General features: G+C 71.2%; 9 protein-coding genes. 3 read left to right on the top strand and 6 right to left on the bottom strand.

The features are described 5' to 3' along the window. Positions 1-41 precede the first annotated feature (41 nt). The 6 genes from PPSIR1_RS42170 to PPSIR1_RS47545 form a co-directional block, all read right to left on the bottom strand. Positions 42-1616, bottom strand: a complete 1575-nt coding sequence (locus tag PPSIR1_RS42170) for a FecR domain-containing protein (RefSeq protein WP_006970557.1) — start codon at positions 1614-1616, stop codon at positions 42-44. Further along, complete coding sequence (locus PPSIR1_RS08205) at positions 1613-2185, bottom strand: RNA polymerase sigma factor (RefSeq protein ID WP_006970556.1); 573 nt, start codon at positions 2183-2185, stop codon at positions 1613-1615. Before PPSIR1_RS08205 ends, PPSIR1_RS42170 begins: the two co-directional genes overlap by 4 nt. 442 nt (positions 2186-2627) lie before the next feature. Beyond that, positions 2628-4055 carry a benzoyl-CoA 2,3-epoxidase subunit BoxB gene (gene boxB, locus PPSIR1_RS08200; protein ID WP_006970555.1) on the bottom strand — a complete coding sequence of 476 codons (1428 nt, stop codon included), beginning with the start codon at positions 4053-4055 and terminating at the stop codon, positions 2628-2630. Between the two features lie 139 nt (positions 4056-4194). Further along, entirely contained in the window at positions 4195-5898 is a 1704-nt protein-coding gene (boxC, locus tag PPSIR1_RS08195; protein WP_045115630.1) for a 2,3-epoxybenzoyl-CoA dihydrolase, read from the bottom strand. Between the two features lie 251 nt (positions 5899-6149). Further along, positions 6150-7538 (bottom strand): DUF4215 domain-containing protein, encoded by a 1389-nt coding sequence (locus tag PPSIR1_RS08190; protein ID WP_157595322.1) that lies wholly within the window; start codon positions 7536-7538, stop codon positions 6150-6152. 80 nt (positions 7539-7618) lie between these two features. Continuing rightward, positions 7619-8302 (bottom strand): DUF4215 domain-containing protein, encoded by a 684-nt coding sequence (locus PPSIR1_RS47545; RefSeq protein WP_006970552.1) that lies wholly within the window; start codon positions 8300-8302, stop codon positions 7619-7621. On the opposite strand from PPSIR1_RS47545, the gene aroA reads away from it, so the two are divergent. The 3 genes from aroA to PPSIR1_RS42160 are packed head-to-tail and all read left to right on the top strand — an operon-like array spanning position 8303 to position 12970. Beyond that, positions 8303-9883 carry a 3-phosphoshikimate 1-carboxyvinyltransferase gene (aroA, locus tag PPSIR1_RS47540; RefSeq protein WP_338047279.1) on the top strand — a complete coding sequence of 527 codons (1581 nt, stop codon included), beginning with the start codon at positions 8303-8305 and terminating at the stop codon, positions 9881-9883. Beyond that, on the top strand, positions 9831-11288 hold the full coding sequence (locus PPSIR1_RS08175) for a class I SAM-dependent RNA methyltransferase (protein ID WP_006970550.1): 1458 nt from the start codon (positions 9831-9833) through the stop codon (positions 11286-11288). Before aroA ends, PPSIR1_RS08175 begins: the two co-directional genes overlap by 53 nt. Then, a complete protein-coding gene (locus PPSIR1_RS42160; RefSeq protein ID WP_006970549.1) occupies positions 11285-12970 on the top strand; it encodes an ATP-binding cassette domain-containing protein in 1686 nt (561 codons plus the stop codon). The genes PPSIR1_RS08175 and PPSIR1_RS42160 overlap by 4 nt, the downstream gene beginning before the upstream one ends. Positions 12971-13034 lie beyond the last annotated feature (64 nt).

Raw genomic sequence — 13034 nt, 5'->3', positions numbered from 1 at the left:
AACTGCGCGGGCAGGGCCAGACTTGTTAGTCCTGGAGGGAATCACAGCCCGTCGACGCGATGGTCCTCGGGGTAGTTCGAGCGAAACGCCGTAATCGCGGCCTCGGCCTCGGTGTCCCGCTTCAGGGCACGCAGGGCCTTGATTCGCCCGAGCTGCGCCTCGGGGGCCAGCACACCTGCGGAGTAGCGCTCGTAAGCGGCCAGCGCCCCGCGGTGGTCGCCGAGGGTCATGAGGACGTCACCCAAGCGCACGGGCACGTTCTTGGCCTCGGGGCTGTCGGGGTGGTGCTCGAGCATCGATCGATACAAGCGCGCGGTCTCGGCGTAGTCCCGCGCCATGCGGCTGCGCTGGGCGGCCGCCGCCAGGCTCGCCGCGCTCGGGATCTTCGCACCCCGCTTCGTGGTGGGCTCGGCACCCTCGGGGTCCGCCGCGAGATCGACCCGCGCGATCGCGTCGGCCTCGAGCACGAGCTCGCGCTGCGCCTCGCCGAGCTGAAGCGTCACCGCCCCCGGGGACCACCGCGCGGCGACCGGAGCCGCGCCGAGCACGAGCCCGTCGAGGCGATGCGCCTTCGCAGCGTCGCCACCCTCGAGCACGAAGCCCGCCTCGCCCACCTCGCCGCGCTCGCGCCACGAGCGAGCCAGGGCGTGGAGCTCGGCGACGCGCTCGGGGGCGGTCCAGCTCGGGTCCGCATCTTCGCCAAGGCCGAGCTCGCGCGCGGCCTCGCCGAGGGCCAGCCGACCCACCTGCGCCTCGCCCTCGCGGAGCTCGACGACGCCCTCGAAGACCTCGACGCGCGTCCCCTCGGCTCGAGCGTCGACCGCAAAGATGGTGCCGATCGCCCGGACCTCGGCGACGGGCGTCTCGATGACGAAGCGCTGCCCCGGCCCGAGCTCGTCGAGGGCGGCCACGGCGACGGAGCCCTCGACGATCACGCGCCGCTCGCTCGCGGGCCCGCCCTCGGCGATGCGCAGCTCGCCACCCTCGGCACAGACCACGGCCACGGGCTCGGTCCACACCAGGCACGCGCGGCCGCCCGCCAGAGCGAGGCGCTCCGAAGCGCCCAGGACATCGCCGGGTTGCTCGGCGCCTTCGCCCTGGGCCGCCGCGCCGGCGAGCAAGGCCATGCGCGCGGCGGGCTCTTGGGCTCGAGCTTCGGTCGCTTCAACCGCCCCAACCGCTTCAGCGGCGTCGGCAGGCGCCGAGTCCTCGCCCTCGTCGGTCCGCGCCTGAACCGAGCCGGGGTCCGCGTCCGCGGGATCGCCCGGCAGCGCCCACCACAGCGCGAAGGCTGCGGCCGCGGCCAGGCCACCCGCGGCGACCAACCAGCCCGCGCGGCCGCTCGACGCCGAAGCCGCGGGGGCTGCCACGCTCGGGGTCTCGCCCCCGTCGAGCACGCGCTCGGTCCACGCCTTCAGCTCCGCCGCGCCGAGCTCGGCCCGCGGCGGCTCGGAGCCCAGCAGCTCCAGGCTCGCCCGCCACAGCGCGGCCTCGGCCGCCCGCTCGGGGTGCTCGGCCTCGTGGGCCTCGACGAAGGCGCGCTCGCTCGCGTCGAGCTCCTCGCCCGCCGCCGCTCGAGCGACGAGCTCTTCATAGTCGTGGCGGGTCGCGCTCATGACTGACCTCCGCCTCGGTCGCGCTTGGTCCCGAGCTCGGCCACGACCTCTCGCTGACGGATGGAGCGCTGCACTTGTTTTCGAGCCATGCGTAGCCGGTCCTTGACGGTATTGGGGGAAGCCTCGGTGCGCGAGGCAATCTCGTCGATGGTGAAGCCCTGGGCTCGGAGCATCAGGACCTCGAAGCGGTCTTTGGAGAGTTCTGCGAGGTAGGCCTGGACCTCGCCGGGGATGGCCTCGCTGAGTCTCCTGTCGGGGCCCTCGCTGGCGACCATGTCGGGATCGATGGAGCCCTCGACCAGGGCGAGCTTGCGGCTCTCTCGGCGCAGCAACCTCAAGGTCGTGCGGATCGCAATGCGGTCGCACCAGCGGACCAGCGAGCCCTGCCCGCGGAAGCCCTTGGCCGACTCGATGATCTCGATCATCGCCTGCTGCGCGGCGTCCTCAGCGTCGGCCGGCGTCCGCGCGATCGAGCGCGCGCGACCCAGCACCGAGGGCAGCACCAGCTCCACCAGCCGCGCCTGGGCCCGGCGCTTCACCGCCGGGTCGGCGTGGCGAACCTCCGCCATCAGGGCGAGCTCTCGCTGACGCCGTCCGCCCAACTCGCTCGCTCCCGATTCACCGGCCGACGCGTCATCCTCCTGCGGCGCCGGCACGACGCTCACCGGTACGGCACCGGGCGCCCCTCGCCCGGGCCGCTCCGTCGGGCGCGACAGGGCGGCCCGGGTCCGGGTCTCAGCAGAAGACAACACGTCCGACATGGCAAGTGCACGCCGCGCTCGGGGGCGGGTGGATATTTTTAGCAGCGCGCTCCCCGAGCCCATCGGCGTCACGCGCGCACAGTCTCTCCTCCCCCGCACGACACCAACGACGAAGACCCCCGCTGCGTCGCAACGAAGGTCTCACTCGGAAACGCCCGCCCCCTTCAGGGGGCGCCATTGCCCACCTGCCAAAGCGGAGGAGCGGACAGCGACGAAGCGCCCCCGGTGAGAGGGCGCCTGCGGGGGCAAACTAGAGGCGAACGTACTCGAACTCTTGGGGGCGGCCTTCGATGCCGCGGGTCGGCGGCGCGATCCAGTTGGCGAACTTCCCGGGCTCGTAGCAGGGCTTCATGATCGACAGCAGGTACTCGTTGTCCGCGGGGACGAGCAGCCACTTGTCGCGGTTGGCGTTGTACTCGGCCTCGGTGATCAGCTCGCCGGCGGGGTTGAAGAAGTGCCCGGCGTAGATGCCCTGGTGACGGTGGAAGCGGGGGCTGGGCAGGGTCAGGCGGATGTCGATCTCCTCCTTCTCCAGCACCTTGTTCCACTTGCGCAGCGCTCGCTCGCAGTCGGTGATGTACTCGTCCCGGAGCACCGCGTTCATCGCGTTGCGCATCGGGATGTCCTTGTCGACGAGCGAGCCGCCCTCGACCATCGGCATGCGGTAGGTGCCCGCGATGACCTTGTGGTCCTCGTACTTCTTGCGCTCGCGGAAGCGGCCCTTGAGGCCCGCGCCGAAGAAGTCCGCGGCGTTGTTCGAGACCTCGCCGCCGAACAGGTCGAGGCTGTAGGTGAACCAGTAGTTGATGGTCCGCTGGATGAGGTCGAAGTCGATGCCGCCGGCGTTGCGGACGTCGTTGTTGGGGTCTTGCTTGTAGAGCTCGGCGCTGCGCTGGATGATGCGCTGCAGGCCGGTCTGGCCGACGAAGAGGTGGTGGGCCTCCTCGGTGAGCATGAACTCGGTGCTGCGCGCGAGCGGGTCGAAGCCCGACTCGGCCAGGGCCGCGAGCTGGAACTTGCCGTCGCGGTCCGTGAACATGGTGAACGCGAAGAAGCTCAGCCAGTGGTCGCAGGGCTGGTTGAAGGCGCCGAGGATGCGGGGCTTGTCCTCGTCGCCGCTGCGGCGGTTGAGCAGCTCGTCGGCCTCGTCGCGGCCGTCGCGGCCGAAGTACTTGTGCAGCAGGTAGACCATCGCCCACAGGTGGCGACCCTCTTCGACGTTGACCTGGAACAGGTTGCGCATGTCGTAGAGGCTCGGCGCGGTGTGCCCGAGCAGGCGCTGCTGCTCGACGGAGGCGGGCTCGGTGTCGGCCTGGGTCACGATGATCCGACGCAGGGCGTTGCGGTGCTCACCGGGGACCTCGAACCAGGCCTTCCTGCCGGCGTCGTCGCCACAACGAATCGTCGACTCGTCGGGGTTGCGGGGGTTGAGGAAGATGCCCCAGCGGTAGTCCGGCATCTTCACGTGGTCGTAGTGCGCCCAGCCCTCGTTGCTCACGCTGATCGCCGTGCGCAGGTAGACCGGCTTGTCGGCGAAGTCCGTCGGGCCCATGTCGTTCCACCACTCGAGGTAGTTGGGCAGCCATTTTTCGAGCGCACGCCGAAGCTTGGTGTCGTGGGCGAGGCCGACGTTGTTGGGGATCTTGGCGTTGAGGTCGATTGAGGTGCTGGCCGTCATGATTGCTCTCCTTGGCGGGACGGTGGGCGAGGGGGGTGAAGAAAACGTTTCCGAAGGTACGTAGCGAGCGTAGACGGCCACGCAGGCCGTGCACGCTCAGCCCGACTTTTCTGGCGTGAGCTACAAAGCGGTGCCCGGCTCACACGCGCTGCCAATTGAAGCGCGGACGCTCCGGTCGTCCATAGAGGGTGAGCGCACCCTCGGGACCGGTCGCATTGGGCCGAATGAAGATCCAGTTTTGCCACGCGGTCAGGCGGGCGAAGATCTTCGAGTCGCAGTTCTCGACGCCGGGGAAGCGCAGGTTGGCCTCCATCCCGGTCAGCGCGTCGGGCGACAAGCTCGCGCGCTCTTCGATGGCGACGCGGGTGTCGTCCTCCCAGTCGATGTCGTCGAGCAGCACGGTGCACAGCCCGGCCTCGTCGGCGTCGCTCGGATCCATGACCTCGCGGTTGTCGACCAGGGCCTCGAGGCGCTCGGGCTCGCCGTAAAAGCGCACGGCCAGGCGGTGCGCGCCGTGGCTCATGGGCAGGGGTCCCCAGTTCAGGGGGGACAGGCCGACCTGCACGAGGTTGTCGGGATCCTCGAGCAGATAGAAGCGGTCGCTGGCCAGGGCCAGCTCCAGCAGGTTGCCGCCCCAGTTGGTCCCGACGTCGCCCATGGCGAAGAAGGAGCGGCTCGTCAGGTCCATGCGCCGCAGGGTGCGGGCCATGAGCCCGACGATCTCGCGCACGAACCAGGCGTTGGCGTCGTCGCTGCCGCCCGCGTCGAGCAGGGCCTGGTCGTAGGCCACGGTGCGCGCGACGTCGCACTCGGCCTTGACCAGCACCAGGCCGACGTCGAGGTGGTTGACCCGCAGCTGCAACAGCGCGTCGTCGAGCTCGCGGTAGGCCCGCAGGGCCCAGGACGAGTCGCCCGCGGCGTGCAGCGCCGTGGCGCCCTTTTGGGCCAGCTCGAGGTCCTCGGCGCTGGGGCCCTGGACGGTCAGCGTGGCCATGCGCTTGTCGGCGTCGACGTCGAACTTCACGCAGGTGTAGTGGCGCGAGCCGCCCTCGATCTGCTCGACGCTCAGCGGCCCGAGCTCGACGCCCTTGCGCTCGGCGGCGCCGCTCAGGCCCTCGGCGGCCTGCGCCGCGACGGCCTCGGCGCGCTCGCGCAGCTTGGCCTGGAACTTCGAGCGCGGGTAGCTGCCGTCGACGAGGTTCCACTTCACGGCCTTCTTGCCGCGCACGCCCTCGGCGGTGGTCGAGAACACGTCGGCGAGATCGCGCCGGACCTTGCGCTTGTCGACCAGGCGGGTCAGGCCGCCGGTCCCGGGCAGCACGCCGAGCAGCGGCACCTCGGGCAGGCTCACGGCCGAGCTGCCGTCCTCTTGCAGGTAGATCTCCTTGCAAGCCAGGGCGAGCTCGTAGCCGCCGCCCGCCGTGGTCCCGTTGCACGCGGCGATGTAGACCTGCGCGCTGTTGTCCGTCGCGTCCTCGATCTCGCAGCGGGTCTCGTTGGTGAACTTGCAAAAGTTCACCTTCCACGCGTGCGAGCTCTGGCCGAGCATGGTGATGTTCGCCCCGGCGCAAAAGGCCCGGTCGTTGCCGGACGAGACGAGCACGGTGCGGACCTCGGGGTGGGCAAAGCGCATGCGGCGGACCGCGTCGGCGAGCTCGATGTCGACGCCGAGGTCGTAGCTGTTGAGCTTGAGCTCGTAGCCCGGGCGGAGCCCGCCCTCGGGGTCGACGTCCATCACCAAGTTGGCGATGGCGCCGTCGAAGCTCACCTTCCAATGCTTGTACTTCGAGGGGTGAGTCTCGAAGTTCACGGGCTCATGCTGCGATGCGACGGGTTCCACCATGTGGGCGTAAATATAGCGGTCGCGGGCCGATTCTGGGCTCTGGACCCACGTGTGTCGCCGCACGGCAAAACGCCGAATTCGTGCGGCCACACACGGTTTTTCGGCGTTTTCGCCAAGAGCCTGCGCGCGCTCCGGTGTGCTCCCACACTTGCCCGGTCGGCTCACCGAGTTTGCTCAGTGACCGAGACGGACAAAGGCCAACGCGCCCGCTCCGAGGCAGCCGCGTCGGCCTTTGTCGACACTCGGGGAGCTCAGCAACCGCTGCCGCCCGCGCCCTGTTGGGAGGGCACGCGCCACGAGCAGTTGCTGAGACAATCGTCGGCGTCGTCGGCGTTGCCGTCGTCGCACTGCTCCTCGGGCGAGTCGACCATGCCGTTGCCGCAAGTCGGCGTGGGCGCGCAGCACAGCGCCTCGACGTTCTGCTCGTTGCAGCCGTAGCTCGCCTGGCAGCTGGGCCGCGAGCTCCCGTAGTGGCAGTTCATCGAGATGTCCGTGCCGAGGTCCGGCGGATCCTCGTAGGTCCCGATGGTGAAGTGCCCGGCACCGCCGCCGCCGCGGCAGTAGGCGTCGCCGACCACGATCTTGGCGGTCAGCGAGTAGGTCCAGCCGTCGTTGCGCGCGACGTACTGCGGGCGCGAGCACAGCCCCCAGCCCGCGGGGCACAGCTGGGCCATGTCCTGCTCGCAGGTCTGGTCGTTCGGGTCGTCGCACACGACCATGTCGTTGTTGGGGCTCTGGCCGAGGTTCTCGCCGACGCCCTGGCAGCTCAGGATGTTGAACGCGCACTCGTTGTCGCACGCGTCGTCGTCGACCTCGTTGCCGTCGTCGCACTCTTCCATCCCGGCGTAGACGAAGCCGTCGCCGCAGCTGGCCGCCTCGCACGAGCTCGGGCACGCGTCGGTGTCGTCGAGGTTGCCGTCGTCGCAGGTCTCGGCCTCGGGGTCGACGTAGCCGTCGCCGCACACGTTGAGGGTGCACAGCGCGAGGCAGCCGTCCTCGTTGACGTCGTTGCCGTCGTCGCACTCCTCGACGCCGTCTTGGACGTAGCCGTCGCCGCAAAAAGCGAGCTGGCACGCGGGGCACTCGTCGCTCTGGTCGCGGTTGCCGTCGTCGCACTGCTCGCCGTCTTGGACCACGCCGTCGCCGCAGGTCCCGGGCAGGCACATCGAGTTGCAGCCGTCGGTGTCGTCTTCGTTGCCGTCGTCGCACTCTTCGACCCCAGCTTGGACGAAGCCGTCGCCGCACACGGCGAGCTTGCACTCCCCGACGCAGGCGTCGGTGTCGTCCGCGTTCCCGTCGTCGCACTCTTCGTAGGCGCTGTAGACGTAGCCGTCGCCGCACTCGGCGATGGTGCAGTCCGGCGTGCACTGGGCGTCCTCGCCGTTGTCGGGGCCCATGTCGCACTCCTCGGCCCCCTCGACGACGCCGTCGCCACAGGTCCCTCCCCCCGTGGTCTCGCCCTCGGCCGTGCCGTCTTCGGCCGTGTCCTCGCCGACGTCGTCGTCGACGGTCGTGAAGCCCCCGAAGTCGTCGTCGCCGTCCGAGGCCCCTCCCGTCGAGCATCCGAGGCCGAGCAGGGGCGCCAGCGCCAGGCTCAGGCAGGTGGGCAGCAAGGTCGTCGATCCAAGAAAGCGATGCATGGCGCAGCCATGGTATCGCCCGCCCGCTCCGAAGCGTCGCTAGCCCAAGTCTGGAACGCCCAGTCGAGCGCAGGCGCGCGTCAGCAGCTCGAGCTCACGTGAGCGCTCGGCTCACGCCAGCTGCAGCTCGACAGGCACTCGTCGGTCTCGTCGTCGTTGCCGTCGTCGCACTGCTCTTCGGGGGAGTCGACCACCCCGTTGCCGCAGGTCGAGGTCGGGGCGCAGCACAGCGCCTTGACGTGCCGCTCGTTGCAGCCCACCGACTCAGACTCGGGCGCCGCCTCGGAGCCCAGCACGACGCGCTCGGTCCCGTAGCCGCAGTTCGAGGTGACGTCCCTGGACAGGCGCGCGCGCTGGCTGGACATGCCGACGGTGAAGTGCCCCGCGCTGCCGTCGGCGCGGTCGTGAATCTCACCGACGAGCACCGTCGACGCGCCCGCGCCGAAGCCCCACCCGTCGTTGCGCTCGACGAACTGAGGCTGGGTGCACAGCTGCCAGCCCGCGGGGCACAGCTGCTCGGCGTCTCGCTCACAGGTCGAGTCGCTGAGATCGTCGCAGACCATCATCGACTCGTCGGCGTTGGCCGACAGACGCAGCGCCCCTTCGCCACACTCGGTCGCCTCGGTCGGTCCCTCGACGACGGTGACTTTTGCCCCACTGCCCTCTTGTGCCACGGGCACGACGTAGGGGTCGTTGCTCTCACCAAACATGAAGACCGAGACGGTGATCCCGGCGGTGAGCAGCGGTGGGACGAGCCAGCGCACGTGGCCGATCTAGCTGGCTTTCTGGCCGTTGCCAATGCAATTTTCCGTTCAGTCTTTACGGTTAGTCATGTTGCAGGGTGGTCACTCTCGGGGTGGGCGCGGCGCCCCGTGGGCCGCTATTCTCGCGGCGTGCAGGCGACTCTCAAATTGCGACGACCCCAGGCGCCGATCCGCGCCGTTCTGCGACCGCCGGGATCGAAGAGCATTAGCAACCGCGCCCTCTTGTTCGCCGCCATGGCCGACGGGATGAGCGAGATCCTCGGATGCCTCGACGCCGACGACACCCGTCTCATGTTGGGCTGCCTGAGGGAGCTCGGCCTCGCCGTCACCCAACTCGGTGATCCGCTCTCCGATGGCTTACGCGTCACGGGAGTGGGGCAAAGGCTTGGAAACAGGGCCGAGCTCCCAACCCTGCAGGTGGGCACGGCGGGTACGGTTGCACGCTTTCTCACAGCGGCGCTCGCCACTGCACGACAGCCACCGTGGGGATCCGTCCAGGTCGACGGGAGTGCTCGCATGCGGGAGCGTCCGATGGCGACACTATTGGAAGCACTGCGTGAGCTCGGAGCGCAGTTCGAATGCCATGGGGGCGAGGGGGCCCTACCGTTCACAGTTCGACCGCCTGCGGACGGCGCCCTTGGGGGCTCGGTCACCTTGAGTCGCCCAGTGTCATCGCAATTCGTTTCCGCGCTCGTGATTGCGGGGTGCGCATGTTCCGCTGGACTCGACATTGTCCTCGAACAGGGCACCCCCGCCCGGCCCTACGTCGACATGACCCTGCGCGTGCTCGGGGCATTTGGGGGCAGCGCGGCGTGGCTCCCCACTGACGAGCTGCCCGAGGGCGCGAGCTCGACCACGGAGATCATCCGGGTCGAGAGCCGCAACCTGCGTCCGTGCACGCGCTACATCGTCGAGCCCGACGCGTCCGCTGCGAGCTACCTCCTCGCCCTCCCCGTGCTCTACGGCGGCGAGGTGACCGTCCCCGATCTCGGCTCCGAGAGCCTCCAGGGCGACGCCCAATTCTGGCGCGTGCTCGAGGCCTTCGGCGGCCGCGGGGAGCAAGACGAGAGCCGCACGGTGATGCGCGGGCCGGACACCCCCGGGCAGCTGCGCGGCCAGGAGCTCGACCTCACCGACATGCCCGACATGACCCTGACCGCGGCGGTCGTGGCTGCGTTCGCCACGGGCCCCACGCGGATCCGCGGCGTCGGGATCTTGCGCCACCACGAGAGCGATCGGATCGCCGCGGGAGCCACGGAGCTGCGCAAGCTCGGGGCCAAGGTCGAGGAGCACGAGGACGGCCTCGACATCGAGCCGCCGACGCCCGAGGCCCTGCGCGAGCGCCTCGACGCGGGCGTGGTCATCGACACCTACGAGGACCACCGCATGGCCATGGCCTTCGCCCTGGCCGGGGACGTGACCATCGCCGACCCGGGCTGCGTGGCCAAGACCTTCCCGCGCTACTTCGAGGTCCTCGACAGCGTGGGTATGCTGCCGGAGCCGGAGCCTGAGCCCGAGCCCACCCCCGATGTCGAAGCAGCCGAAGCAGCCGAGCCCACCGAAGACGCCGACACCGAGTGAGCTGAAGGTCGGGGCGCAGCTGCGCGCGACGATCACCGGGCTCTCGGCCCGCGGAGAGGGCAGCGTGGCCGTGGGCGAGCGGACCCTCCTGGTCCCCGGGCTGATCCCCGGCGACACCGCGCGGGTCCTCGTCGAGGCCCTCGCCCGCTTCCACCCCCGGGCCCACGGCCGCGCCCTCGAGCGCCTCGAGCCCAGCCCCGATCGCCGCGAGCCGCCCTGCCCCCGCCACCTCGCCCGCGCCAACGCGGCTCGGAGCGAGGGCGAGCCCCGTGCCGAGTGCTCGGGCTGCCCGCTGATGATCGCCGCCGTCCCGGCCCAGCGCGCGGCCAAGCTCGCGCGCATGCGCAGCGAGCTGGGCCTGCCCGTCGAGGCCTTCGAGGGCGGCGCCGAGCTGGGCTACCGGTGGTCGAGCAAGCGCAGCGTGGCCGGGCGGAGCGGGGCGCTGGTGTTCGGCAGCCCGGTCGGAGGCCCCAGCGCGCGCCGCAAGCCCAAGAAGCCCTCCAAAGGGCTGTGGCTCGCGGACATGCGCGGGTGCCTGGTCGATCATCCGCGCATCGTCGCCGCCTTCGAGGCGACCCGGCTGCTCGCCAACGCCCTCGCCATCGAGGCCTGGCGCGACGACGACGAGGGCGGCTCCGGAGACCTGCGCCACCTGTGGGCCAAGACCGACGGCGAGCGCGTGCTCTTGACTCTCGTCACCGGCACAGACGACAGCCGCGCGGCCCGCGAGCTCGGCCCGGCGCTGCTCGAGCAGGGCGCGGTCGCGGGCGTGGCCTGGAGCGTCCAGGGCGAGCGCAGCAACGCCCTGCGCGGGTCCTCGGCGCAGACCCTGGGCGGCCTCGACGAGCTCGCCTTCGAGGTCCTCGGCGTGCCCCTGCGCGTGGGCGCGCTGGGCTTTTTGCAGCCCAACCCCGAGGTCGCCGCCAAGGCCTACGTCGAGCTCGTGCGCGGCGAGACGAACCAGCCGGACCAGCCCGACCAAAGTCTGGCCCTCGACCTCTACGCCGGCGCGGGCGTGACCACGGGCCTGCTTCGCCGGCGCTTCGCCGAGGTCCGGCCGTGCGAGTCCCACCCCGAGTCCGCCGCCGCCCTCGGCGTCCCTGCCCAGACGGCGGAGCAGTTCCTCGCCACACGACTCGAAGGGAATCGCCCCCCGCCAGCCCTGGTAATCGCCAACCCGCCGCGCGCGGGCCTCGGTGAGGCCGTGTGCGCCCAGCTCCTGAGCCTCGACGCCCCGCGCCTGCACATCATGAGCTGCAACCCCGACACCCTCGCCGCGGACCTCGACCGGCTCGCCCCCGGCTACGTCCTCGACACCCTGCGCGCCTACGACACCCTGCCGCAGACGCCTCACGTCGAGCTCGTCGCCCGCCTGCGCCGACGCGCGCCCGAACCCACGCCATGAGCCCGCCCGAGCACAGCGAGGCGCTGCTGCGCGCCGAGGGCCTGAGCCTGCGCCGACCGGACGGCGGGCTGATCCTCGACGACGCCGAGCTCGAGCTGAAGCCCGGAGAGATCGTCGCCCTGCTCGGGGGCAGCGGCGCGGGCAAGTCGACCCTGGTCTCGGCCCTCCACGACCGCCCCGGGCTCGAGCGCGCGGGCTTTGGGGTCGAGGCCGAGCGCCTCGAGCTCCATGCCAGCGTCGGCATCGTGCCCCAGCGCGGCGCCCTCTTCGATCACCTCGACGTCGCCGGCAACCTCGCCCTGGCCATGCGCAACGCCGAGCCGCCGCCGACCGAGGGCGTGCACGCGGGCGCGATCCAAGACGCCCTCGAGCGCGTCGACCTCCCGCGCGAGTGGGGCAGCGGTGGGGGCCGCGGGGTCGCGCGCCTGTCCGGCGGCGAAGCCCAGCGCCTGGCCGTGGCGCGCACCCTCGCGGGCGGGCGGCGGATCCTGTTCCTCGACGAGCCCTCCGTGGGCCTCGATCCGCTCCGCGTCGAGGGCCTCGCCGACCTGCTCCGCGCCGAGATCCGCAGCCGCGGCGCCGCGGCCCTGGTCATCACCCACGAGCTCGAGTTCGCGGCCGGCTTCGCCGATCGCTTCTTGTTCATGGACCGCGACAGCCAGCGCCTGATCGAGCTCGAGGCGCTGCCCCAAAGCGATCCCGAGGCCGATCTCGACGCGCTGCGCAGCGCCGAGCCGCGCCCCCGGAGCCTGCGCCGACGCGTCGCCGCCCACGTCGGCGACCAGATGGCCGAGCGCCTGGGTCGAGAGCTCACCCCCGAGAAAAGCGACGACGCACGCAGCAAGGGGTTGCTGGCGCGCGCGGCAGGCAGCCTCGCCTCGAAGGCGAGCGGAGCCCTCGACGCGATCCTGGGCGGCCTCGAGGTCGGCCCCCGGGTGCTCGCCCAGCTCGGCCGCGCGCTGCTGCGCCCGCGCGACTTCGCCGAGGTCTTCGGCCCGGTCCTGCGCCAGGCGCTGTGGCGCCCCGCCGCGTTCTTCGCGGTCGTCTCGACGCTGATCGGCTTCACCCTCCTCTACATCCTCCACCGCTCCCTGGGCGGGGGCGAGCTGCCCCTGCGACCCGATCGCGTGTTCTCGCTGATCGGCTCCATGCACGTCATCGCGCTCGCGCCCCCGCTGTCGGGGATCTTGTTCGCGGCGACCTCGGCCAACGCGATCGTGGCCTGGCTCGGCGGCATGTCCCTGACCCGGCAGACCACGGCCCTGCGCGCCCTGGGCATCGGCGAGTCGCGCTACCTGTGGGTGCCCGCGTGGCTGGGCCTGGTCGGGGCCTACCTCGCCCTCGCGGCCCTGTTCACCCTCGGCATGCTCGGCGGCGGGGTGCTCTACGTGGTCTTCGCCGTCCCCGAAATTGGCGACCCGAGCACGCGCTGGCAGCTCGCCTGGGAGCTGCTGACCGCCGACATCGTCGACCCCCCGCCCGAGCGCGCGGTGTTCCGCGTGCGCGCCCTCGGCCTGGGCCTCGCCTACGCCCTCGGCATCGCCAGCGACGCCGTGGCCAAGGGCGCCCGCGACAAGCACTCGGCCCAGGACGTGACCGTGGCCATGGTCCGCTCGGTGATGGTCGTGACCGCGTGGATCGTGACCCTCGAGCTCGCCTCCCTGGTGCTGATCTACCGCTGATGCCACCGAGCGCCGCCGAGCGAAGCGCCGCCTCGCCCGACCCCCCGCGGCCCGGTCACGAAAC

This window comes from Plesiocystis pacifica SIR-1, from assembly GCF_000170895.1.
Classification (GTDB): Bacteria; Myxococcota_A; Polyangia; order Nannocystales; family Nannocystaceae; genus Plesiocystis; species Plesiocystis pacifica.
This window is presented reverse-complemented; position numbering and strand designations above follow the sequence as displayed.